Source organism: Streptomyces durhamensis, assembly GCF_000725475.1.
Classification (GTDB): domain Bacteria; phylum Actinomycetota; class Actinomycetes; order Streptomycetales; family Streptomycetaceae; genus Streptomyces; species Streptomyces filipinensis.
The window spans coordinates 56,431-79,084 of record NZ_JNXR01000010.1 but is presented as its reverse complement, the minus strand read 5'-3'; the positions used below and the strand labels follow the sequence as shown (position 1 = coordinate 79,084).

General features: G+C 72.4%; 17 protein-coding genes and 1 pseudogene. 8 read left to right on the top strand and 10 right to left on the bottom strand.

Annotated elements, in window-relative coordinates; all coding sequences use genetic code 11:
- Window positions 1-140: 140 nt before the first annotated feature.
- Both IO33_RS0116365 and IO33_RS0116360 read left to right on the top strand, forming a co-directional pair.
- Window positions 141-1,433, top strand: coding sequence for a M64 family metallopeptidase (locus IO33_RS0116365; protein ID WP_037685517.1), 1,293 nt, complete (start codon window positions 141-143; stop codon window positions 1,431-1,433).
- Between the two features lie 152 nt (window positions 1,434-1,585).
- Complete coding sequence (locus IO33_RS0116360; RefSeq protein ID WP_031165349.1) at window positions 1,586-2,593, top strand: NADP-dependent oxidoreductase; 1,008 nt, start codon at window positions 1,586-1,588, stop codon at window positions 2,591-2,593.
- Window positions 2,594-2,817: 224 nt separating this feature from the next.
- On the opposite strand, the gene IO33_RS0116355 is transcribed toward IO33_RS0116360, so the two are convergent.
- From IO33_RS0116355 to IO33_RS0116330, 6 genes are all read right to left on the bottom strand, one after another.
- The gene (locus IO33_RS0116355; protein ID WP_031165348.1) at window positions 2,818-3,330 is read right to left on the bottom strand and encodes a DUF2231 domain-containing protein; all 513 of its coding nucleotides are present in this window, start codon (window positions 3,328-3,330) and stop codon (window positions 2,818-2,820) included.
- A gap of 73 nt (window positions 3,331-3,403) precedes the next feature.
- The gene (locus IO33_RS0116350; RefSeq protein WP_078963684.1) at window positions 3,404-3,862 is read right to left on the bottom strand and encodes a DoxX family protein; all 459 of its coding nucleotides are present in this window, start codon (window positions 3,860-3,862) and stop codon (window positions 3,404-3,406) included.
- Between the two features lie 220 nt (window positions 3,863-4,082).
- Complete coding sequence (locus tag IO33_RS51720) at window positions 4,083-5,564, bottom strand: NADH-quinone oxidoreductase subunit NuoF family protein (RefSeq protein ID WP_037685515.1); 1,482 nt, start codon at window positions 5,562-5,564, stop codon at window positions 4,083-4,085.
- The gene (locus IO33_RS51715) at window positions 5,561-6,391 is read right to left on the bottom strand and encodes a hypothetical protein (RefSeq protein ID WP_051926807.1); all 831 of its coding nucleotides are present in this window, start codon (window positions 6,389-6,391) and stop codon (window positions 5,561-5,563) included. Before IO33_RS51715 ends, IO33_RS51720 begins: the two co-directional genes overlap by 4 nt.
- A gap of 513 nt (window positions 6,392-6,904) precedes the next feature.
- The gene (locus IO33_RS0116335; RefSeq protein WP_031165339.1) at window positions 6,905-8,200 is read right to left on the bottom strand and encodes an FAD-dependent oxidoreductase; all 1,296 of its coding nucleotides are present in this window, start codon (window positions 8,198-8,200) and stop codon (window positions 6,905-6,907) included.
- Window positions 8,201-8,457: 257 nt separating this feature from the next.
- Window positions 8,458-9,672 carry a PP2C family protein-serine/threonine phosphatase gene (locus IO33_RS0116330; protein WP_425347966.1) on the bottom strand — a complete coding sequence of 405 codons (1,215 nt, stop codon included), beginning with the start codon at window positions 9,670-9,672 and terminating at the stop codon, window positions 8,458-8,460.
- A 241-nt stretch (window positions 9,673-9,913) separates the two neighbouring features.
- Between IO33_RS0116330 and IO33_RS0116325 the strand changes: the two genes are divergently transcribed.
- Window positions 9,914-10,333 carry a hypothetical protein gene (locus IO33_RS0116325; RefSeq protein WP_031165334.1) on the top strand — a complete coding sequence of 140 codons (420 nt, stop codon included), beginning with the start codon at window positions 9,914-9,916 and terminating at the stop codon, window positions 10,331-10,333.
- Window positions 10,334-10,442: 109 nt separating this feature from the next.
- Here the strand turns inward: IO33_RS0116325 and IO33_RS47395 are convergent, their stop codons facing one another.
- A complete protein-coding gene (locus IO33_RS47395; protein ID WP_078963680.1) occupies window positions 10,443-11,177 on the bottom strand; it encodes a flavodoxin family protein in 735 nt (244 codons plus the stop codon).
- 143 nt (window positions 11,178-11,320) lie between these two features.
- On the opposite strand from IO33_RS47395, the gene IO33_RS47390 reads away from it, so the two are divergent.
- From IO33_RS47390 to IO33_RS0116295, 5 genes and pseudogenes are all read left to right on the top strand, one after another.
- A complete protein-coding gene (locus IO33_RS47390) occupies window positions 11,321-12,217 on the top strand; it encodes a LysR family transcriptional regulator (protein WP_078963678.1) in 897 nt (298 codons plus the stop codon).
- 52 nt (window positions 12,218-12,269) lie between these two features.
- Window positions 12,270-13,042, top strand: a pseudogene (locus IO33_RS44210) (class I SAM-dependent methyltransferase).
- Window positions 13,043-13,119: 77 nt separating this feature from the next.
- Window positions 13,120-15,426 (top strand): FUSC family protein, encoded by a 2,307-nt coding sequence (locus IO33_RS0116305; RefSeq protein ID WP_051926805.1) that lies wholly within the window; start codon window positions 13,120-13,122, stop codon window positions 15,424-15,426.
- A gap of 214 nt (window positions 15,427-15,640) precedes the next feature.
- The gene (locus IO33_RS0116300) at window positions 15,641-17,710 is read left to right on the top strand and encodes a SpoIIE family protein phosphatase (RefSeq protein ID WP_031165325.1); all 2,070 of its coding nucleotides are present in this window, start codon (window positions 15,641-15,643) and stop codon (window positions 17,708-17,710) included.
- 263 nt (window positions 17,711-17,973) lie between these two features.
- Window positions 17,974-18,309, top strand: a complete 336-nt coding sequence (locus tag IO33_RS0116295) for a DNA glycosylase AlkZ-like family protein (RefSeq protein ID WP_031165323.1) — start codon at window positions 17,974-17,976, stop codon at window positions 18,307-18,309.
- 81 nt (window positions 18,310-18,390) lie between these two features.
- Here IO33_RS0116295 and IO33_RS0116290 read toward each other — a convergent pair whose 3' ends face one another.
- From IO33_RS0116290 to phoU, 3 genes are all read right to left on the bottom strand, one after another.
- Window positions 18,391-20,088, bottom strand: a complete 1,698-nt coding sequence (locus IO33_RS0116290) for a DUF885 domain-containing protein (RefSeq protein ID WP_031165320.1) — start codon at window positions 20,086-20,088, stop codon at window positions 18,391-18,393.
- Window positions 20,089-20,255: 167 nt separating this feature from the next.
- Entirely contained in the window at window positions 20,256-21,653 is a 1,398-nt protein-coding gene (locus tag IO33_RS0116285; protein WP_031165317.1) for an FAD-binding oxidoreductase, read from the bottom strand.
- Window positions 21,654-21,931: 278 nt separating this feature from the next.
- Window positions 21,932-22,606, bottom strand: a complete 675-nt coding sequence (gene phoU, locus IO33_RS0116280) for a phosphate signaling complex protein PhoU (RefSeq protein WP_031165315.1) — start codon at window positions 22,604-22,606, stop codon at window positions 21,932-21,934.
- Between the last annotated feature and the right edge of the window lie 48 nt (window positions 22,607-22,654).

Genomic DNA, 22,654 nt, shown 5'->3' with positions numbered 1-22,654 from the left:
CCGCCAGGTGCCCATGCTCCGTCAACTGGGCTTCAGGCCTTGTGCGTTGGGGCGCGGACCCCTACATTAACTGCGACATTAAATCCACTTAACTGAATACTTGAGCGAGGGTTGCCGTGCCGCACCGCGCAAGACCGCGTATGCGCTGGATCACCGCTGCCGGGACTGTTCTCGCCGCCGTGGCGGCGCTGGCAGGCGGAGTGAACTCAGGGTCGGCCGAGGCGGCTGCCCCGCCGGTCCGCACTCAGCACGTCGAGTACTTCCCCGGACCCCGGGCCGAGCCGCGCCAGGTGGCCGTCCCGGCGGGCGACCGGGTCTTCCGCGAAAGGCCGGGCCTGGCGGGCACCACCCCGGCGGTGAAGGCGCTCCAGCGCTCCGGACCGGTGTCCGGGCGGCTCGATCTGGTGGTGATGGGTGACGGCTACACGGCCGGCGAGCAGGGCGAGTTCGCCGCCGACGCCGAGGAGAAGCTGGACGCGATCTTCGATGTGGAGCCGTACCGGAGCTACCGCGGCCTGTTCAACATCTGGCTGGTCAACACCGTCTCCCACGATTCCGGCGTCTCCGGTGACCCGGGGGCCGACGCCGTGAAGGACACCGCGCTGGGCTCCTCCTTCTTCTGCGACGGCATCGAGCGCCTGCTGTGTGTCGACACCGACGAGGTCGCCCGGTACGCCGGCCTGGCCCCGGACGCCGACATCGTCTTCGTCATCGCCAACTCCGCGAAGTACGGCGGCGCGGGCTACTCCGCCGCCGACCTGCCGGCAGGCTCGACCTTCCACGGGGTGGCGACGATGTCGTCCGACAACGACAGGTCCTACCTCATAGGCGCCCACGAACTGGGCCACTCCATAGGCCACTTGGCCGACGAGTACCAGTACACGGGCTACGGTACCTACCCCTCGGCCGAGGAACCGGCCGCCGCGAACCTCACCATCCACCGCGACCTCGGCGCGACGAAGTGGTACCGCTGGCTCGGCGCCCAGGACCCGTCCGGTTCGGTCGTGGGCACGTACGAAGGCGGGGGGTACTACGAGGCGGGCATCTTCCGGCCGACCGAGACATCCATCATGCGCTCCCTGGCCTCGACCGACTTCAACGTCGTCGGCAGGGAGGCGATGATCGCCGGCTTCTACGCCGACGCGGACGCGCTGACCTCCTCCCTCCCCACAACCCGGCCGATCGGGCAAGGGCGCCTGATCACGGTATGCCTGGCACCGCTGACCGGGCTCGCCGACGTCGAACTGACCTGGTACGTCGACGACAGGCAGGTTCTCGCGGCGACGGGCGATCTCTCGGTGACGCCGCGCGAACTGGGCGTCCGGGGCCGCGGCCACCAGGTCACGGCGACCGTGACCGACCTCTCGACGGCCATCCGGGATCCCGCGGTCCGGGCAGCGGCGACCACCTCACTGACCTGGGCGGTACGGTGACACCGTGGCCTTCGCGGGCCTGCGTCCCGGGCCGCCCGCCCGGGGGCGGCCCGGGACGAGCGGAGTCCCGTCCGGGTGTGGTGAACGTCACCCATCGAGGCATACCTACTGGTCGGTACCCTGCTTCGAGGCTGTGAACGACAGGAGGCGCGATGTCCGTGACCAACCACCAGATCCGTCTGGCCGCCCGCCCCGTGGGCGAAGTGAAGCCGGAGGACTGGGAGCACTGCTCCGGGCCCGTCGAAGAGCCGGGCCCCGGTCTTTTCGCCGGCCGGACGCGCGTCATCTCGCTGGACCCGGCCATGCGGGGCTGGCTGGACGACCGCCCCTCGTACCTGCCGCCGGTGGGCATCGGAGAGGTGATGCGTGCCGGATCGGTCATCGAGGTCACCGCCTCCCAGCACCCCGACTTCCAGCCGGGTGATCACGTGGTCGGGACGTTCGGCGTCCAGGAGTACGTGGTCTCCGACGGCAGGGGTGCCATGAAGATCGACACCTCCCTCGCCCCGCCCTCCACGTACCTGGGCGCGCTCGGCATGCCCGGTATGACCGCCTACTTCGGCCTGCTGGAGGTCGGGGCACTGAAGGACGGCGAGACCGTCGTGGTGTCGGGGGCGGCCGGTGCCGTCGGCAGCATCGCGGGCCAGATCGCGAAGGCGAAGGGCTGCCGCGTCGTGGGCATCGCCGGAGGTCCGGAGAAGTGCGCGCTGCTCACCGGCGAACTGGGTTTCGACGCGGCGATCGACTACCGCGCCGAAGACGTCAGGAAGGCGCTGCGCCGTGAGGCTCCCGACGGCATCGACGTCTACTTCGACAACGTGGGAGGGGACGTCCTCGACGCCGCCCTGACCCGGCTCGCGATGCACGCGCGCGTCGTGATCTGCGGTGCGATCAGCCAGTACAACAACGCCACGCCGGTCCAGGGCCCCTCCAACTACCTCTCGCTGCTGGTGCGCCGCGCCCGCATGGAGGGCTTCGTCGTCTTCGACTACGCCAAGCGCTACGCCGAGGCGGCGCAGGAGATCTCCGCCTGGATCGGCGCCGGCCGCATCAAGGTCAAGGAACATGTGGTGCGGGGGAGCGTGGACGACTTCCCCGAGACGCTGCAGATGCTCTTCCGCGGGGACAACGTCGGCAAGCTCGTCCTGGATCTGGGATGACCGCGGTCGCGCGTGGGGCGGCCGTGTCCGGGTGACACAGGCGGACGGCGTGGTGCTCCCGCCTCCCGGCACCGCGCCCCGACCGCGCGTCCGGGCTCGCTGACCGTTGCAAGCGAGGGCCTGGGCGGGGAACTCCCGCGCCCAGGCCCCCGGCTCCGGGGCAGCGAGCCTCTTCGGTACGGCAGCGCCCGCCCGGACAGGGTCCGCCGACGGCGCGCGCCCGCTCAAGAGGCGTGCTTCGCCCCCTTCGCCGTCTTCGAGTAGGCGTCGTGCCAGGCGGCCTTGGCTCCGGAGTCACCGATCCGGTAGACGTCCACGACCGCTCCCACCGCGACTGCCAGCGACAGCACGCCGACGACGATCCGCACGGGCAGGGCGGACCAGCGCATGCCGCCGTTCCGGCCGGGCTCCGCCGGGGTGCGCCGCCCGGCCCACCACACGACGGCGGCCAGCACGAACAGGCCCAAGGCCCAGGGCAGCAGCCCGTCGCCCAATTCGGTGTGCCGGCGTACGAGGGCGTCGTCGTCCACGTGCCGCTCCAGCCATTCGCCGGCGTGCGTGGTCAGCGGCACGCTGGCCAGGGCCGCGAGGGCGAGCACCGGCAGCAGGGCGCCGAGCCGCCGGGCGGCGCGCGGCCACAGCGCGGCCGTCACCAGGGCCAGCGCGGTGAGGGGTATCAACACGACGACCACATGGACGAACAGCACATGGGCGGGCAGACCGTTGATCAGGGTCATCCAGGAGCTCCTCAGGGGGTGTGGGCGCGCCAGCGTGGCACAGGCACCTCTCAGTTACCTCTCAGCCGATGGGCTACGAGGTGGGTACCGGGGTCGCACGTTCGTCCGCCGCGGGGGCTCTCCCGCCCTTGACGAGCGGCCCCACCGCGTACGCGCCGGGGCCGAGGCAGGCGATCAGGAGGAACGCCCAGCAGAACATGACAGCCGGCTCGCCGCCGTTGTCGATCGGGAACAGCGCGTTGGACTGATGGACGCTGAAGTAGGCGTAGGCCATGGACCCGGAGCAGATGACGGCTGCCGTCCGTGTGAGCAGGCCGAGCGCCACGAGAGCGCCCCCCACCAGTTCGATGACCGCGGCCCACCAGCCGGGCCACTGCAGGGCCGGGACCGTGCCGCCGCCATGGGCACCGCCCAGGACCCCGAACAGGGATGCGGCGCCGTGGCAGGCGAAGAGGAACCCGGTCAGCAGGCGGAAGACGGCCTGCACGACGGGCCGCATGCTGCGTAACGTCAGTGCCGGTGAGAAGTTCATGGGGGTTACTCCTCGGTCTCGGAAACCCGGCGGCGACAGATTTCAGTCATGTACATGTCATGAATGGTGTAGCGCGGGACGCGGGCACGCACCAGTCGCCCAACGCTCTGGGTTTCCTCTGAAGCCGGTGGTCCGGGCCGGCCATACCGGCGGAAGCCGAGGTACCTGCCCGGCTCGCCACAGCGCCGCGCGGCAGTCGCGGCGGGGCTCACCCGAGGCGTCAGGCACCACGGCGGAGACGTACCGCCAGGGCCGGGCACTGGTTGACGGCCCGGCGGGCGCCGTGCTCCTGCCAGGGGGCGACCGGGATGCTGGTCGAGGCGGGGTAGCCGTGCGGGCCGAGGCGCATGAGGTCGGGGGCCAGCACGGCGCACAGCCCATGGCCGGTGCAGCGGGACCAGTCCACCTCCAGCCGGGCGCCCTGCGCGGGCGGGAGGGGCAGTACGCCGCGCACCGGACGACCGCAGCCGGGGCCGGACAGGTGGGCGTCGACGTCCTCGGAGAAGACGTCCAGCGCGGTGAGCAGGAAGCGGGCCGTGCCGTCCGGATGCGAGCAGGCTCCGCCGGCCTGGGCCGCGCCGAGGGCACGCCGGGCGTCCTCCAGTACCGCCGGCTCGGCGGCACCGGCGGCCAGCAGCGCCAGGGCCTCGGCGGCAGCGGGCAGGCCGCGCTTGCACGGTCCGCACTGGCCGGCTGACTCGGCCGCCAGCCAGGCCGCGACCCCCGCGACCTCACCGAGAGGGCAGGTGTCGTCGGGAATCGTCACGATCGCGCCCGCGCCGAGGGCTGCGCCCAGTCCGGCGAGTCCGGCGCGGGAGAGCGGCGCGTCGACGGCGTCCGGCGGGGGGAGCCAGGCGCCGTGGTAGCCGCCCACCAGCACTCCGGAGCCCGGCCCGAGGCCGCAGGCGTCCAGTACCGCCCCCAGCCGCGTGCCGGTCGCAACCTCGACCACCAGCGGACCGGCGCCTGGCCGGTTGACGGTGAGCAGCACCGTACCGGGTTCGGCGGCGGTGCCGACGGCGGCGTAGGCGTCGGGCCCGAGCCGGGCCGCGACGGCGAGCTGGGCCCAGGTCTCGGCGTTGGAGAGCAGCGTCGGACGGCCACGCACCCCGCCCGTTCCACCGTCGGCCGCGCGGGCCTTCAGCGGCGCCGGTACCACCGGATGACCGTTGATGCCGCGGATCAGGGCCCCGGATTCGCCGGAGACGAAGCGTTCGGGCAGGCACATGGTCCGGGCCGGGCAGGGAAGATCACGCTCCGCGAGGGCAGCCGGCACCGATATCTCGCCGGGGCTGCCCCCGGCGACGCCGATCACGATCTCCTCGGCGCCGAACGCGGCCGCGGCCAGGCAGGCGCCGTCCAGCACGAGATGCGGTGCGCGGGCGAACAGCATCTTGTCCTTGGCGCTGGCGGGCTCGCCCTCCGCGCCGTTCACCACGATGACCGGCGGCGCCCCGGTGCGGTCGGCGGTGGCGAGCGCGGCCCGGGCCTTACGGGCGAACGGGAAGCCGGCGCCGCCGCGGCCGGACAGGCCGACGGCCTCCGCCAGGGCGAGCAGACCGTCCCGGTCCGGTTGGCGGAGCGGCGGGTGGACACGGGTGTGGGCGGCGAGGTCCAGGCGCTGGTGGCGGTCCAGACCGGAGGTCAGCCGGGCCGCGACCAGCCGGCGCACCTCGGGCAACTCCAGCGGGGCGTGCTTCACTCGCCGCTCCCCGGCCGGGCCAGGTGGAGCGGCCGGGGTCCTGGCCTCGCGGCGTGCTTCGGCCCGGGCAGGCCGGCACTCTGCACGGACCGGCGAGCCACCGTCGACGCTACCGAGGGACGGGCGGCCCTGGCGATCGGGCGGGTGCCGGCGGCGGTGGCGGACAGGGCGGACAGCGCGGCCGGGCGGACAGCAGCGGGCCGGTACGCCTTGGCACCGCGCCGGCGGCGGCTCAGACTGCGGTGGCGGCCGACGTAGGACAGAGCACGCACCAACAGGGCGAGCGCCACCAGGGCCGCGCACACGCCGTAGCCCCAGAACACCCACGCGTGCGCCTTGCGCCCCGCCGTCAGCCCGTGCGCCAGGGAGACCGGCCAGCAGACGTACGCCAGCGAGTGCAGCACCCGCCACACCCACGGACGGCGGCTGCCGGCGAACCGACCGCGGAGCACGCCGGTGGCGGTGATCAGGACGAGCAGGTCGGCGGCGATGGTGCCCAGGCTCACCGCGAGGGCGGCCCCGCCGCTGAAGGGGACCACCGCGGTCTGCGCGGCGGCGTGCCGCTCGACGACCTTGACCGCGATGTGGGTGCCCAGGAAGCCGAGCGCCGCGACGGCGCTCGCGCGGTGCACCGACTGCACGGCCACCCGCAGCCGGGGGGTCAGCACCAGCCGGTCGGTGGCGGCGAGTCCGCACGTCACCACGGCGGTCAGCGAGAGCAGGGTGAAGACACCGGTGAAGTAGTCCAGGAAAGCCATCACCCGGCCGACTGCTCCGGCCGACGCGGCGCCGACCGCAGGACGGGCCAGCAGGACGATGCTGGACATGGGGCACCTTCTTCCTCGTACTCGGGTCGCGGCCCGCCCGTGTACTCGGGTCACAGCCGGGCCGTGGCGGGGCCGGATCGGGATTCCGCATGCCCACGTCGGGAACGGCACCGCCGGGCAGCCGGGCACCGGCGGTACTGCACGAAGGGTCCATCGTTAGCCCGTGCACCGGCCTGATGACAAAGGCGCAGATACGGCCGACGACCGTAGCGGGACCCGGTGTCGGCGCTGATTCTCGGGCCCGAGGGGCACTTGTGCTCCACGATCGTGCGTAGTAGACGCCGGAAATGGCGTGACCAGGCTCACCAGCGCTCCCCGCCTCGCGCTCCGCGAGCGGATCGAGCGGCGGCCGGGGCGGACAGCGGTCGTCCCGCGCTCCGCGGAGCACGTTCTCGTCCGCTGGCCACAGGAGGCCCGGGGGCGGGAGGCCGCCCCGAGGGCCGTCCCCTCGCTGTCAGCAGGCCGACGGCCGCCCGGACCGCCTCCGCGCCGCGCCCTGGACCGACCTGCCCGTCATGACGAGCGCGGGAGGCTCCACCTCACAATGTCACGGGTGATGCGCGTGGCGGCGTATCCGGTCCCGGCGACAAAGCGCATCATCGGGCCGAACACCGGAGCGGCCAGCGACCCGGTGAAGTACAGACCGCGGACGGCCGATTCGAAACTCCCGCTCAGCTCGGGGGCGTTCGAACCCGGTACACGGACCAGCGCCCGGCGGACGCCGGGGGACAGGAACGGCAGGACGTCCAGGTCGATGCGGTAACCGGTGGCCGCGAGAACGTGGTGGACGGTGAGGGTGTGCGGCGACCCGCTGCCCGGCGCGGCCAGTTCCAGACGTACGGCCCGCTCGGGGGTCACCTCGGCACGAGCGACACGGCAGGAGGTGTGGACCGGGACGACACCCTCGACCCGGTCCCTCAGCCACCAGCCACCGGACGGGCCCAATGCCCGTCGGTACAACAGCAGCCGGGCCGACGCGGGAAGCCGTCGTACTCCGCCCGGAGCCCGGCAGACCGCTGCCAGGATCCAGCCGGTGCCGAGCGGCGAGGCGGGCTGGGCCAGCCGCCGCATCCGGGGCCGGGACAGGTCCGGTGTCACTCCCCACCGCACCTGCCCCTCCCGGACCAGCACGCGCACCTCGGCGCCCGCCTCGTGCAGCAGCGCGGCGCTCTCCAGCGCGGACTGGCCGCCGCCGATCACGGCGATCCGCCGGCCGGCGTACCGCGACAGGTCGGTGTGGTGGCTCGTGTGGGACACCGGGGATGCGTGGCCCGGCCCCTCAGGGGCGAGCCGCCGCAGTTCCTCCGGGATGTGGGCCAGTCCGTTCAGACCCGTCGCCACGACGACGGCTCCGGCCGCCAGAGCCTCCCCGCCGGCCAGCCGGACGAGGAACCCCGGGCCGTTGCCCGTACGGTCGACGCCCGTGACCCGGGCGGACTCCACCTCGCCGACGTACCGCTTCTGGAACCACTGCCCGTAGCGCACGAAGACGTCGCACGGGATCGGCGTCAGTTCGGTCAGTTCCGGCTCACCGTGCACCCGGCGGAAGTCAGCCAGCCGTCCGCCCGGCTCGGGCGCGGAGAGGTCGGTGGCGTCCGGCGTCGACTTCAGGAACATCCCGGTGGCCATGGCGTGCCGCCAACTGCCCATCACCTCACCGAAGATGCGCACGGGTACGCCGGCCGCCCGCAGATGGGCGGCCACCGACAGCCCGTACGGACCGGCCCCGATCACGACGACGGGCAGTCCGGCACGCCCGTGCGACTTCCCGTCCGCCACCAGGCGTTGGCCCGGAAACGACTGCGTCATGCGTCCCCCCACCGACTCCCGCGCGGACTCCCCCGAGCCGGCGCGGCACTTCGGGAAGTGCGCCGGCTGACAACCGCCGCACTCGTTCCCCCACCCGGGCCCAGTGTGATTCCTCGGCGCGGTGTCGGGGCCCGATATCACCCCACGTTGCCCGAAACATGGCTGAACCGTAGGCCGCGTATTGCCTCGCGACCGGCGCGTTCACGTCCGGTGCGGACCGGTCCAGGACCATCATCCGGGGGCGTTGCGGTACCACCTCAGCGCTGCGGGCGCCATTCGAAGAGCAGGATGGTCAGGTCGTCCCGCAGTTGGTTGCGCTGGTAGTCGAGGATGGCGTGGATGAGCAGCCGCAGCACCTCGGCCGGGCGCTGTCCGGCGGCGGAGGAGCGGATGATGAAGTCGGTGAACCGGTCGAGGCCGAACTCCGTACCGTCCGCGTCGCGATCCTCCACGACTCCGTCGGTGTAGAGCAGGACGCTGTCGCCCGGTTCCAGGGTCGTCTCGTGGACCTGCCGGGCTGCCGGGGCGAGCAGGCCCGCCAGGCCGATCGGCGGCTGCGGGGGACTGTCCAGCGCCCCGGTGAGCACCTCCTCGGCACGGATCAGCAGGGGCGGGGGATGGCCGCAGTTGACCCAGCGCAGCACCCCGGTCACGGCGTCGAGCCGGCATAGCACGCCGGTGCAGAAGTGCTCGGGCAGCCACTCGGCGAGCGCTTGGTCGACGGTGCCGACGACGTCGGCCACGGCGCCACCGCCACGGCGGGCGTTGCGTGCCGCCGCCATGGCCACCGACGTGGTCAGGCCGGCGGTCAGATCGTGCCCCATGGCGTCGAGGATCATGGTGTGCAGCACGTTCTTGACCACCGAGTGGTCGAAGGCGTCGCCGGCGATGTCGTACGCCGGTTCCAGGACCGCGGTCGAGATGCACCTTCTGCTGCCGATGGTGCGGGGTGGCAGGAAGGCCCGCAGCATCTCGGCGGGCAGCCCCATGGTCGCGGTGCGGGTGCGGGCGGCGAGCCAGTCGCTGTAGGCGCGCTTGGAGGTGATCAGCATGGCGAAGAGATGGGCCAGCATCTGGCTGCGGCGCACGCGCACCTCGTCGAGCGAGGCGGTCCGCACCGCCAGCACGCCCAGCCGCTCCGCGCCGTCGACCAGAGGCATCCAGAGGACCAGGCCGTCGTCGGTCTCGGTCACCCGCGGGGAGACCGTGCGGTACGCCCTGCCGGCCGACGAGCGCTCCACCGGCAACGGATCCAAGGTCTCGTCGAGCGGGACGAGCAGCCGCTGCTGCAGGTCGACGAGATAGATCAGCGCGGTGTCCAGGCCGAGGGAGGAGGCGCACCGGTTCGCCAGGGCCGGCAGTTCGACCGGCAATGCGGTCTGGGCCTCGATGATCAGCTCTTCCAGCCGATTCTCGTCGACAGCGGTGTCGGGACCGGAGGACGCGTGCGGTGGGTCCGACACGGGGATCACCCCTTCCGTGCCCAGTCTCACACCGATCCCGGCCCCTCTCACGTCGGGCAGGCCTGCGGCGAGAGCGGCGGCCAGGGCGGTCCGTACGGCAGAGGCAACCGCTGTCCGTTACAAGACAGGGACATATCGCCGATGAACGCCTGTCTCCAGGCTGACGTCACTTCTGATGACCGCACCAAACAGCACGTACCGCACCTTCAGTGCGAACGCTTCTCTTCTCACCGAAAGGGATGTATCAGTGATGGTCTCGAAGCGGCGCTCCCTGCGCATAGCCGTCGTCGGTGCCCTCGGCGCCGCCTCCCTCGCCCTCGCCGGCACCGCCATGGCGGCCACCCCGCAGGCGCACACCGCCTCCCCGGTCGCCGTCGCGCACAAGGCGCAGGCTCCCAAGGCCGGCATCACCGCCACGCCGTCGGCGACGTCCGTCCGCGCATGGCAGCTGTTCCGGGTCACCGGCAAGACGACCGGCCTCGGGGCGGGCAGCAAGGTGACCCTGCAGCAGAAGCAGCACGGCACGTGGGTCAGCCTGCCCGCGTCCACGCCCGTCCTGCACAACGGTTCCTACTCGCTGGGCGTCAAGCTCGGCCTGAAAGGCAAGAACGACCTGCGTGTCGTCAGCGGCAGCACGGCCTCACCGGTCTTCAACGTGACGGTCCGCTGATCCTCGGCCGCCCGTGCCGGGCCGGCGCGCACCGTGTCAGGTGCGCGGCGGCCCTCCGGGGTGCGGGTCCCTCCCGCGCTTCCCGACCGCCGTGGGGTGATGTGCGGGCTCAGGCGCCGGTCAGTGCTGCCGGTGCGTCGCCCGTCTCCCGGAGGGAGGCCGACAGGGCGCGGGCCTCGTGTTCGGTCATCCGGGGGGTCTCGTACGGCACGGCGTTGACCCAACGCTGAGCCAGCCGGGCGATCCGCTCGCCGTACCGCTCCGCGGTGACCAGGTCGCCGCGCGATCCGGCCTCCTCTGCCCCCTGGTCGGCGTGGCTCTGGCTCATCAGACCCAGCCACGAGCCCAGCCGGTTCACGTCGTCGCGGTCGCCACCGCTCCAGTTGTTGCCCGGCATGTCGCCCACGCCGATCCACTGCATGCCCAACTGTGCGGCGAAGACGGCCAGTTGCTGCAGCACCGCCAGCTTGTCGCCGCTCTGCGAGGCGGACATGGTGAACCCTCCGGCCAGCTTGTCCTTCCACGCCTGCGTCGTGAACGGCGTGAACGCCGCCTCCACGAACGCCTTGAACACCGCCGACACGCTGCCCATCAGCGTCGGGCAGCCGAGCACGAGCGCATCGGAGCGCTCCAGGAGCGCCAGTACCTCCGCATCGTGCCAACGGCCCGCGGTGACGTCCTCGGCCCGGATCTCCACGAGATGCACCCGGGCGCCCGGCACCAGCCGTGCCCCGTCGGCGAGGTGCTCGGCCAGGACCCGGGTGTGTCCGTGCACCGAGTGGTAGACCACCGTCACCGTGACCGTCGGCGCATCCTGCTCACGGTCAACGTCATTGCTCGTCATATCTCTTCACTGCTTCCGGTCCTGGGGGAATCCCTGCTTTCCCAGCCATCACAGCCTGCCTACGGCACGGCATCAACGCCGGACTTCGGCATGCAGCGATCGGTCACACCGATCGATCGAGTTAGCCTGGTCCCGTGGACAGGATGGAACTGGAAGCATTCGTCGCGGTCGCGGAAGAGCTCCACTTCGGGCGCGCCGCCGCGCGCCTGCACCGGGGGCAGCCCACCGTCAGCGACGCGGTCAGGCGGCTGGAGAACACCCTGGGCGGGCGGCTGTTCCACCGCACCAGCCGCCGGGTGTCATTGACCGGGCTCGGCGAAGCGCTGCTGCCCGACGCCCGCGCCACCCTGGCCCAGCTGCGCCGCTTCCAGCAGCGCGGACGCTCCTTGGCGGCCGGCGACCGCAGCCGCACCACCCTCGTCGTCGCCCATGCCGAATACACCGGCCACCAGCTGCTGTTGCGCTGCCTTCCCCCACTGCGCGACCGCTTCCCGGAAGTGACGATCGTGCCGGAGGCCATGCCGACCACGGCCCAGCTCACCGCCCTGCGGGCGGAGACGATCGGGCTGGGCATCGGCTGGGCGACCGGCGACGTCACCGGCGTCCGCGCGAGGGTGCTGTCCACCGAGAGGTTCATGGCGCTCGTACCCGCGGCCCACCCCCTCGCCGGGCACGCCGAGCTGAGCGCGTCCGAACTGTCCACCACCGGCCTGCTCACCTGGCCCCACCAGATCAACAGCGGTCTGTGCGACCGCCTCCTGTCCGCCTTCCACATCGGCGGAGCCGACCTGCGCATCATCAGAACCGCCGACAGCGTGCACGCCATCGCCGCTCATGTCGCCGCGGGAACGGGCATCGGCATCACCGTCGAATCCGCACTCGACCACCAGCCACCCGGCCTGCGCGTCATCCCTCTCACCGGTCCTTCGACCACCGTCGACCAGATCGTCCTCACCCCCACCGAGCCGTCGGACACCGCCACGGCGCTGCGCGACCTGCTGCTGCACGCCTCGGCGGAGCCGTCCTCCGTCGATCACTGAATGGTGTGCGTGGCGCGCCCACTACGCTGTGACGACGGAGCGTGCAACCGATGTGCCCGAGAGCCTCGCCCGGTCCGCGGATCGGGACCACGTGAACGACTACGACAGCTTCGCCGAGGCATACGCGGCGGAGAACGAGAACAGCCTCGTGAACGCGTACTACGAGCGGCCCGCGATGTCGGCCCTCGCCGGAGACGTCGCCGGCCGCCGGATCCTGGACGCCGGATGCGGCTCGGGCCCCCTGTCCGCCGCACTGCGCGACCGCGGCGCGATCGTCACCGGCATCGACGCCAGCGCCGGGATGCTCGCGTTGGCCCGGCGGCGGTTCGGTGACGACGTGGCCCTGCACGAGGGCGACCTGAGGGACCGCCTGCCGTTCGCCGACGGGGCGTTCGACGACGTGGTCGCGTCGCTGGTGCTGCACCACCTGGAGGACTGGGGGCCGACGCCGGCCGAGCTGCGGCGAGTCTCAGGCCCGGCGGCCGGCTGATCGCGTCCGTCGACCATCCTTTCGTGGCCTGCACGATCCAGGATCCGCGGCCCGACTACTTCGCGACCACCACCTATTCCTTCGACTGGACGTTCGACGGGCACACCGTTCCGATGAGGTTCTGGCGCAAGCCGTTGCACGCGATGACCGACGCCTTCACCAGCGCCGGTTTCCGCCTCGCCGTCATCAGTGAGCCGCAGCCCGATCCGGCCGCCCGTGAGCTGTTCCCCGACGACTTCCACGACCTTTCGACCAAGACCGACTTCCTGTTCTTCGTCGTCGAGGCACCGCCGCCGGCGGCGGGCAGCCGGCCTTCGCGGGCCGGGTTGCGGTGACCTGCCGGGTGTTCGCATATGGGTGGTGAGGCGCGGCACGGCCGAGCCGGCCATGCTCGTGGCGACGGGAGGTGGGCATGTCCGTGCAGGACCCGGCGCGGAAGGGGCCCGCGTCAGGGTGGGTGACCTGGTGGCGCGCGCACGATCCCGATCTCGCGGCGACCCGGCGGGCCGGGCGGACCGCACTCGTGATGCCGGCCCTGTTCGCGCTGTGCGGTCAGGTGCTGCACTCTGCGACGATGGCGAGCTTCGCCGCGTTCGGATCGTTCTCGATGCTGCTGCTGGTCGATTTCAGCGGTCCGCTGGTGGAGCGGCTGCGGGCGCAGGCCGGCCTCGCGGTGGCCTGGGCTGTGCTGATCTGTGCGGGCACCGTCGTGGCGCACACGACCTGGCTCGCTGTCCTCAGCACCCTGGTGATCGGATTCGCGGTCCTCTTCTCCGGCGTCGTCAGCTCGGTCCTGGCCGGCAGCGCGACCGCGCTCCTGCTGGCCTTCGTCCTGCCGGTCAGTGCACCGGTACCCCTGTCCCAGCTTCCCGACCGCCTCGCGGGCGCGGGGCTGGCGGCAGCGGTGGCCCTGCCGGCGGTCTGCCTGCTGTGGCCGCGTCCCGTCACCGATCCCCTCAGCGCCCCCGCCGCCCGGGTCTGCCGCGCCGCCGCCGCACATCTGCGCCTGGACGCGTCCGGCCTCGGCGCCTACGGTGTGACGCCCGATGCCACGCGGCGTCGGGCGGCGGCCGCACTCACCGCCGACGCGGCAGCGGACCTGCGCCACGCCTTCGACACCGCCCCCTACCGCCCCACCGGCCTGTCCACGACCTCACGTGCCCTCGTCCGCCTGGTCGACGAGCTGACCTGGCTGACCGGCATCCTGGCCGACCGGCCGGCGTACACGGACGAGCCCCCGCCCTGCGACCCGGCCGCGCGCACGGTGCGCCTGGTCGCCGCCGACGTACTCGACCACGCCGCCGAGCTGCTCACGGATCCGCGCCGGGACGCGGGCCCGCTGCGCGCCCGCACGGAGCGGCTGCGGGCGACCATGAGCGGGATGGAGCAGAGCTCCACGGTGCGCCTGCCCGCCGAACACCCGGTGGGCGACAGTGCGGCGGAGATCTACGGTTTCCTCGCCACGCTCGACCTCTCCTTCGGCGCCCAGGAGGTCGGATTCGCCGTGGTACAGATCGCCGGCAACGTCGAGCTGGCCGCCGCCGCATGGCAGCGCCCCTGGCCCGACCGGCTGCTCGGCCGCGAACCCGGTGCCCTGACCGAGCCGCTGGCATCCGCCCGTGAACGGGCCACGGCGCATCTGGGACTCCGCTCGGTGTGGCTGCACAACAGCCTGCGCGGTGCCGCAGGGCTCGCGATCGCGGTCCTGCTCGCCGGCCTGACCGGCGTGGCGCACTCCTTCTGGGTGCTGCTGGGGACCCTGTCCGTACTGCGTTCCAACGCGCTCAGCACGGGCCAGAACGCGTTGCGCGCCGTCGCAGGCACCGTGCTCGGTTCGGTCGTCGGGGCCGGACTGCTGCAACTGATCGGGCAGCACGGCACCGCTCTGTGGTTCCTGCTGCCCGTCGCCGTACTGCTGGCCGGTATCGCTCCCGCCGTCATCTCCTTCGCCGCCGGGCAGGCCGCGTTCACCGTCACTCTCGCCGTGCTGTTCAACATCGGCCAGAACCCGGACTGGCACATCGTCCTGCTCCGGATCCAGGACATCGCCCTCGGCTGCGCGGTCAGCATCCTGGTCGCGCTGTTCTTCTGGCCCCGGGGGGCCGCGGCGGCCGTGCGCACGGCACTCGCGGACGCCTACAGCGACAGTGCCCGATACCTGGCCGAGGCGGTCGCGTACGCGCTCGGCCACTGCACCCGAGCGGCCTCCGCCGCGGCCGGTGGCGAACCGGTGCAGCCGAGCCGCGAGGCGGCGGCGTCCGCCCGGCGCCTGGACGACGCGTTCCGTACCTATCTGGCGGAGCGCGGCACCAAGCAGGTCTCGCTGGCCGACATGACCACCCTCGTCACCGGCGTCATCGCCCTCCGCCTGGCCGCCGACGCCGTCGTCTCCCTGTGGCGGAACGCCGGTCCGGCCACCGGCGGCGCCGATCGGACCGAGGCCCAGCGCGCCGTCGTCGGCGCGGCGCACCGCGTCACCGCCTGGTACGACGGCCTCGCCGCGAGCCTCGCCGACGACACGCCCGTCCCGGACTGCGTCCGGCTCCGCCCCGAGGCCCTCGCCCGCCTCGTCGAGTCCGTGCGCACCGACCTCGTCGACGGTGACGGCCAGGCCACCGCCATGGCCGTCCGCATCATCTGGACCGGCGACCACGTCGACGTCGCCCGCCGCCTCCAGCCGAGCCTCGCCGCGGCGGCGCAGGGAGACGGCCCTCGCTGACCTTCGAGGCCCACCGCCCCGGCACCGACCGTGGCCTTTCGACGGCTCACCGCTGGGACCGTCCTTGGCCGACCGGTGCGCACCGCCCTCACGTGCGGTGTCCCCGCAGCCGGTCCAGGTGTGTGCCTCCTCGGTTTGGGCCGACCATGGATGGAGACAGCACGCCCGCCGGTACGGCACAGGCCGAGGCGCCGAGCGGGAAGGAAAGTGAGACATGGGCACGACGGAGTCCTCCCGAGCAGGCGACGACCGCCCAGCAGCGGGTCGTGCCGCGCCGCCCAGCGGCCTGCTCGATCTGCTCAGCGTCGCCGCGGTGGTGCTGAACTCCCAGGGCCAGGTGGTCTTCTGGAGTCCGAAGGCCGAGGAACTGTTCGGCTGGACCGCAGCGGAGGCACTGGGCCAGTACGCGGCTCCCCTGACGGTCCACGAGGAGCACCAGGACGAGGTGATCAAGCTGTTCGCCGAGGTCCTGGAATCCGGCGCGGACTGGGCCGGGGCCTTCCCGATCCGGCACAAGGACGGCAGTACCCGCCTCGTGGAGTTCCGCAACATGCGGTTGCTGGACGACCTCGGTGAGGCCTACGCCCTGGGTCTCGCCGCGGACCAGGCAGCCGTGGAGAGGGTCGAGCGGGATGCGGCCCTGGCCATGCGTCTGGTGTCCCAGTCCCCGGTCGGGCTCGCCATTCTGGATCCTGACCTGCGGTACCTGGCCGTGAATCCCGCGCTGGAACGCATCACCGGTCAGTCCGCCGCCGAGCGTCTCGGCCGGCCCGTCGGTGAGATCCTGACCTTCCTGGACACGGACCCCGAGGCGCGTCTGCGGCGTGTCCTGGAGACGGGCGAGTCGGTGGTGGACCGGGACATCATCTGCCGGCCACCCAACGATCCCGACCACGAGCACGCCTGGTCCGTCTCGTACTACCGGCTGGAGGACTCCGGCGGGCGGGTGCTGGGTCTGGCCTACTCCGTCATCGACGTCACCGCGCGCCACCGAGCCGCTGCCGAGGCGGCACAGGCCCGGCAACGGCTGGCGCTGATCGCCACGGCTTCCGCCCGTGTGGGCACCACCCTCGACGTGGAGACGACAGCCCGCGAGCTGGCCGACGTGGTGGTACCGGTCCTGGCCGATGTGGCCTGCGTGGACCTGCTCGACAGCGCCCTCGACGGCCGCACCGCCCCGAACGAGGGCCCGGCCGTCTTCCGCGCCCTCGCCGTGAGCGCGGCCCACCCCACGGAGGCGGTCCGCGCGGCCGACCTGCCCGGGGGACTCGCCCCCTACGACAGCGACCGCCTGATCACCCAGTGCGTACGCACCCGTCAACCGGTCCTGGTGCCCCACACCACCCGGCGGGACCTGGAGCGCATCGCCCTGCACGGCGAGGCCGCCTCCCGCCTCGCAGAGACCGGCGTCCACTCCTACCTGGCCGTACCGCTCATGGCACGGGGCGAAGTCCTCGGCGCCCTCGACCTCAAACGCACCCGCAACCGGACACCCTTCGACGACGACGACGCCGTACTCGCCGCGGAGCTGGCCGCCCGGGCCGCGGTCTCCATCGACAACGCCCGCGGATACCAGGCACAGCGCCGAGCGGCCCTCACCCTGCAGCGCAGCCTGCTGCCCGAGCCCCCTTCGCGGCTGCCCGGCTTGGAGGTCGCCTGCCGCTACCAGCCCGCCGGCGCCGCGAGCGAGATCGGCGGCGACTGGTACGACGCCATACCCCTCCAGGGAGACAAGACCGCCCTGGTCGTGGGCGACGTCATGGGCAGCGGCATCAAAGCCGCCGCCACCATGGGCCAACTCCGCAGTGCCGCCCGCGCCTTCGCCGAACTCGACCTCGCCCCCGCCGAGGCCCTGCGTCACCTCGATCACCTGACCGAGGGCGCTGAGCAGGCCATCACCACCTGCATCTACTGCGTCTACGACCCTCACCAGGGCCAGTGCGAGATCTGCCTCGCCGGTCACCTGCCCCCTGCCCTGATGCGCCTCGGCCACGCAGCACAGCTGCTCGACCCGCCCACCGGCACACCGCTGGGCGTCGGCGGGGTCCCCTTCGAGGCCACCACCGTCGCCTTCCGCCCCGGCGACATGCTGGCCCTCTACACCGATGGCTTGGTGGAGACCCGAAGCGAACCCATCGACGCCCGTCTGAACACGCTCCTCGACGCGTTCACCGCGACCCGTGGCCACGATCTGGAAGACACCTGCGACCGCGTCCTGGACGCTCTGCGCTCGCCCGGCGGCGAGGACGACGTCGCGCTGCTCATCGCCCGAGCCCTGCCCTGAGCATCGACGAAGCAGGCCGGTGCCCTGCGCGGCCCCGCCCGCCGGATCGCTCGTAGATCGGTGTCGAACAGTCGCGCTCGTCGGCTGAAGAGAGCGCGCCATGACAGCGGAAGCGGAGAGCTGGTCGGGAAGTACTTCTTCGACGCCCTGCCGGAGAACCCCGGGGTGTACCCGGCGGCGCGGAACGGAACGTCAAGGCGTCGCTGGACCGGCTGCTGGACACCGGAGCCCCCGCGTTCGGCCCGGTCACGGTCGAGGACCTGATGTGGTGGACGGGCTGGACCCTCACCGACACGCGCACCACCCTCGCCGCCACCGGCGCCCGGGCCGTGGAACTCGACGAAGGCACGGGCCCGCACACCAAGGCCCTCTTCGACCGCAACGGCAACATCGGCCCGACCATCTGGTGGAACGGCCGCGTCATCGGCACCTGGGCCCAGCACGCGGACGGGCACATCAACCACCACCTCCTGACCGACCCCGGCAGCCAGGCCCGCCCCGCCGTCGAGACCGAGATCCACCGCACCCTCGCCTTCCTCGACGGCACCCGTGTCACGCCCTGCCACCGCACCCCTTCGGAACGCAGCCTCGCCACCTGACAGCGGTACCGTTCGCCGCCGGCACTCGCCCGGCACGCTGCTGGGCGTGGGCGGGTTCCGGATCGCGTCAGACCCGTCCGCCTACAGCGACGCGAGGTTGTCGGCCAGGTCGGCGAGGCCGAGCGAACCCTGGGTGAGGGCCTTCATGTGCCAGGTCCGCAGGTCGAAACCGGCGCCGAGGCGGCGGCGGGAGAGCGCACGCCCCTGCAGCCAGGCCCGCTCTCCCAGCTTGTAGCCGATGGCCTGGCCGGGCCAGCCGAGGTAGCGGTCGATCTCGCTGGTACGGCGGGCCGTGTCGCTGCCGTGGTGGGCGGCCATGAACGCCGTGGCGAGGCCCGGGGTCCAGCGTTCGCCGGGATGGAAGCCGGAGTCCGCGGGGATGGTGAGTTCCAGGTGCATGCCGATATCGATGATCACCCGGATGATGCGGAGCATCTGCTTGTCGAGATAGCCGAGGCGGCGGGCCGGGTCGGTCAGGAAGCCCAGCTCGTCCATCAGACGCTCGGCGTACAGGGCCCAGCCTTCCTTGTCGGCACTGACCGCGCCCAGGGTGATCTGGTAGAGGCTGAGGCGGTCCGCGGCGGCGGTCCACCGCGCGGTCTGCAGATGGTGCCCGGGGACACCCTCGTGGTACCAGGTGCTGACGAGCTCCCAAGTGGGGAAGGCCTGTTGGCCCGATGTGGGCAGGTAGGCGCGGCCGGGGCGGCTGAAGTCCAGGCTGGGACCGGTGTAGTAGGGGGCGCCGGAGCTGCCGGGTGGCGCGATCCTCGTCTCCACCCGGCGCACGGGGCCGGAGATGTCGAAGTGGGTGCCGTCGAGGGCGTCGATCGCCTCGTCCGTGATCTGCTGGAGCCAGGCGCGGATGTTCTCCTCGCCCACGACGGTGTGCCCGTGCCGGTTGAGGTGGTCCATCGTCTGCCCGACGCCCTCGCCCGGGAGGATCCGGCCGGCCTCGGTCCGTATCTCGGCGACCGTCCGGTGGAATTCCTCCCAGGCCCAGGCGTACGCCTCGGCCGGGTCCACCCCGGCACCGTTGGCCCAGCGGGCCGAACGCAGGTAGCGCTCACGCCCGACGGCGTCCGGGGTGCCGTCCGCGGCGGGCAGGTAGGTGTCGCGCAGCCAGTCGCGGAATGCCGCCACCGCGGTCGTGGCCCGGTCGGCGGCGGCGTCCAGTTCGGGCCTGAGCCCCTCCGGTCCACCGGCCATGAACGTGGCGAACCAGCTCGTGCCGCCGTTGTCCTGGCCGGTCCAGGCCGCGAGCTGCCCGATGACGGCCCGGGCCTGGCGGGGCGCGCACAGCAGCCCGCCGGCGATGCCCTCGGCCAGGGTCGTCCGGTAGCCGTCCAGCGCGCCGGGCAGGTTGCGCAGCCGCCCGGCGACCGTCGCCCAGTCCTCGTCCGTGTCGGTGGGCATCAGAGTGAAGATGCCCCGCACCTTGTGCAGGGGCGAGTTGACGTTGCGCAGCTCGCGGAAGTGGTCACCCGCCTCGTGCAGGGCCAGTTCAGCGGTCAGCCGTTCCCGCAGCAGCCGGGCGCAGTTCCGCTCGACGTCCTCGAACACCACGCCGTCCTTCTCGGCGTTCCGCTCGATGGCGTCGAGCGCGGACAGTGTTCGCCGGGCCAGTTCGGCGAGCGCCTCGAAGCCCTGCGGAGACAGGTCCGGCTGCCGGCCGTCCCCGGGAGACAGGCCGAGTCGGGCGGAGATCACGGGGTCGAGGGCGGCGACCTGCGCGACGTGGTCGTCGGCGATCCGGCGCGGGGTGCTCAGCTTCTCGGACATGCCGCTCATGCTGACGTACCGTCGCCGACGGTGTCAGCCACGCGCCGTCGGCTTTCGGCCGCTCGCGCTCGGCACGGAAAACCACGATGCGGCCGGCGGCGGGGGAGGGATGTCTGCTCTCCGGTGCGGAGCGACGCGGCCGGTCGCACCAGTGGACGCGCGGCCTCTCAGGCGGCGGCGGGCGGGATGTTCTGGTTGGCGTGGAAGAAGTTGTCGGGGTCGTAGACGCGCTTGATCGCGGCCAGACGGTCGTAGTGGTCGCGGTACGTGCCCCGGACGCGGTCGGTGCTCTCCTGTTCGCCCAGGAAGTTGATGCAGGCGCCGCCCATGGAATGCGGGTGCAGGTCGGTCCAGTAGTCGACGCACCACTGGCGGATCAGACCGGCGTTGGCGGGGTCGGGGTCGATACCGGCGATGACACCGGACCACACGGCGTGCCGGTAGGCCCAGGCCGTGTCGCCGGGCTCGACACGGCGGGTCGCCCCGTCCACCGGGTACAGGTGCATCGTGGACAGGCCGGTGGGCAGGTTCTGTCCGTACTTCTCGTGCACGGCGACGGCGTCGTCGGAGACGGCGTCGAAGAAGTCGCCGCGCCAGTACCACTGCAGGCCCCGGGGGATGATCTCGTCGAACATGGTCTGCAGGGCGGGGTAGGGCATGGGCGTGGTGAAGTGGAAGGCGGGCGGACCCGGCGCGTTCACGACGGTGAGCACCTTCTCCAGGCGGTCACCGCCCAGGTCGCCGGTGTAGCACCACACGACCCCGCACATCTTCTGTCCGTGGATCGGCTCGGGGAAGGGCGGCCCGGCCGGAATCGTCAGCAGGGCGAAGAAGCCGCTGAGCTCCTCGGGAGCGGCGGGCAGGAACTCCCGGTACCACCGCAGCACTTCGCAGGTGCGGTCCACGGGCCAGACGGTCACGGCGACACCGACGGCGTCCACGGGGTGCAGCCGGAACGTGAAGGACGTGACCACGCCGAAGTTGCCGCCGCCGCCCCGCAGCGCCCAGAACAGGTCCGGGTGGTCGTTCTCCGACGCGGTGACGAACGTACCGTCGGCGAGGACGACGTCGGCGGCCAGCAGGTTGTCGATGGTCAGACCGTACCTGCGGGTCAGGTGCCCGTGCCCGCCACCGAGGGTGAGACCGCCGACCCCGGTGGTCGACATGATCCCGGCCGGCGTGGCGAGACCGAAGGTGTGGGCCGCATGATCGAGGTCACCCAGCTGGCTTCCGCCGCCCGTCCGCGCGGTCCCCGCCTCCGGGTCGACGTGCACCCAGCGCATCGGCGACAGGTCGAGTGTCAGCGCGTCGTCGACCAGGCACAGCCCCGGACCGCTGTGACCGCCTCCCCGCACCGCCAGCTCCACCCCCGTGTCCTGGGCGAAGGAGAGCACGGTCCGTACGTCCGTCACGTCGACGCACCCGGCGATCGCGGCCGGTCGCCGGTCGATCATGGCGTTGTAGATGCTGCGGGCTTCGTCGTATCCGCGCTCTCCCGGCGCGAGAACGGGGCCCCGCAGCGCCTCACGCAGACTCTCAAGAGCTGGTCCGTTGATACCGCCCATGGTCGACACTCCTGCTCACGCGCGTGACACGCGGACGGACGGGGGCGCGACGTCCGGGCAGGCTGCGGGGGCGTGAAACGCGATCCGTGCGCGCCTGTGATGAGGACCGGCAGGGTGCCGCACCCGTCAGCGGCAGCAGGCGGCATCCCGTCGACAGCCATTCTCCGCCCGGCCGCAGCCCGCCGCACGCCGGAACCGCGGCCCGGCATGGTGCCCCCGACGTCCGCCAGAGGCGTCACGGGGACGGCTCTTTGGGGCCGTCACCGATAGCGGCCCGCCTACGGGTCGAGGCGCCTGTCGTCGGCGTACTCGTCCGCGTACTCGCCGGTGACCAGGTAGACCATGCGCCGGGCGACCGAGACGGCGTGGTCGGCGAAGCGTTCGTAGTAGCGGCCGACCAGCGTGACGTCGACGGCGGTCTCTACACCGTGCTGCCAGCGGTCGTCCATCAGGTGCGGGAAGATCATGCGGTGCAGTTCGTCCATGCGGTCGTCGTCCTGCTCCAGCTGCAGCGCCGCGTCGACGTCCTTGGTGAGGAGCACCTCGGCGGCCTGCGCCATCAGGCGCTGTGCGAGCTGACCCATTTCCAGAACCGTCCGGTGCAGGTCGTCGGGCACCGCGTGCTCCGGGTAGCGCAGCCGCGCAAGCTGGGCCACGTGCCGGGCCAGATCCCCGCACCGCTCCAGGTCCGCACTCATCCGCAGGGAGGCCACCACGGTGCGCAGGTCGGTGGCGACGGGTTGCTGCCGGGCCAGCAGGGCGATCGCCCGGTCCTCCAGATCCCGCTGGAGGTCGTCGATCTTGACGTCGGCCGCGATGACGCCCTCGGCGACCTGCAGGTCGGCGTCGAGCAGAGCGGTGGAGGCGCGGCCGATCGCGGACCCGGCCAGCCGGGCCATCTCCACCAGTCCGTCGCTGAGCGCGGCCAGTTCCTCGTGGTACGCCTTACGCATCGCATGACCTCCTGCCTGCATGTGCGCCGCGCCCGGGCCCGGTGCCGG

What these genes read in the sequence shown, in the direction of transcription:
- IO33_RS0116365 (WP_037685517.1), top strand. Translation starts at nt 141, where the DNA reads ATGCGCTGGATCACCGCTGCCGGGACTGTTCTCGCCGCCGTGGCGGCG.
- IO33_RS0116360 (WP_031165349.1), top strand. Translation starts at nt 1,586, where the DNA reads ATGTCCGTGACCAACCACCAGATCCGTCTGGCCGCCCGCCCCGTGGGC.
- IO33_RS0116355 (WP_031165348.1), bottom strand. Translation starts at nt 3,330, where the DNA reads ATGACCCTGATCAACGGTCTGCCCGCCCATGTGCTGTTCGTCCATGTG.
- IO33_RS0116350 (WP_078963684.1), bottom strand. Translation starts at nt 3,862, where the DNA reads ATGAACTTCTCACCGGCACTGACGTTACGCAGCATGCGGCCCGTCGTG.
- IO33_RS51715 (WP_051926807.1), bottom strand. Translation starts at nt 6,391, where the DNA reads ATGTCCAGCATCGTCCTGCTGGCCCGTCCTGCGGTCGGCGCCGCGTCG.
- IO33_RS0116335 (WP_031165339.1), bottom strand. Translation starts at nt 8,200, where the DNA reads ATGACGCAGTCGTTTCCGGGCCAACGCCTGGTGGCGGACGGGAAGTCG.
- IO33_RS0116325 (WP_031165334.1), top strand. Translation starts at nt 9,914, where the DNA reads ATGGTCTCGAAGCGGCGCTCCCTGCGCATAGCCGTCGTCGGTGCCCTC.
- IO33_RS47395 (WP_078963680.1), bottom strand. Translation starts at nt 11,177, where the DNA reads ATGACGAGCAATGACGTTGACCGTGAGCAGGATGCGCCGACGGTCACG.
- IO33_RS47390 (WP_078963678.1), top strand. Translation starts at nt 11,321, where the DNA reads ATGGAACTGGAAGCATTCGTCGCGGTCGCGGAAGAGCTCCACTTCGGG.
- IO33_RS0116305 (WP_051926805.1), top strand. Translation starts at nt 13,120, where the DNA reads ATGTCCGTGCAGGACCCGGCGCGGAAGGGGCCCGCGTCAGGGTGGGTG.
- IO33_RS0116300 (WP_031165325.1), top strand. Translation starts at nt 15,641, where the DNA reads ATGGGCACGACGGAGTCCTCCCGAGCAGGCGACGACCGCCCAGCAGCG.
- IO33_RS0116295 (WP_031165323.1), top strand. Translation starts at nt 17,974, where the DNA reads ATGTGGTGGACGGGCTGGACCCTCACCGACACGCGCACCACCCTCGCC.
- IO33_RS0116290 (WP_031165320.1), bottom strand. Translation starts at nt 20,088, where the DNA reads ATGTCCGAGAAGCTGAGCACCCCGCGCCGGATCGCCGACGACCACGTC.
- IO33_RS0116285 (WP_031165317.1), bottom strand. Translation starts at nt 21,653, where the DNA reads ATGGGCGGTATCAACGGACCAGCTCTTGAGAGTCTGCGTGAGGCGCTG.
- phoU (WP_031165315.1), bottom strand. Translation starts at nt 22,606, where the DNA reads ATGCGTAAGGCGTACCACGAGGAACTGGCCGCGCTCAGCGACGGACTG.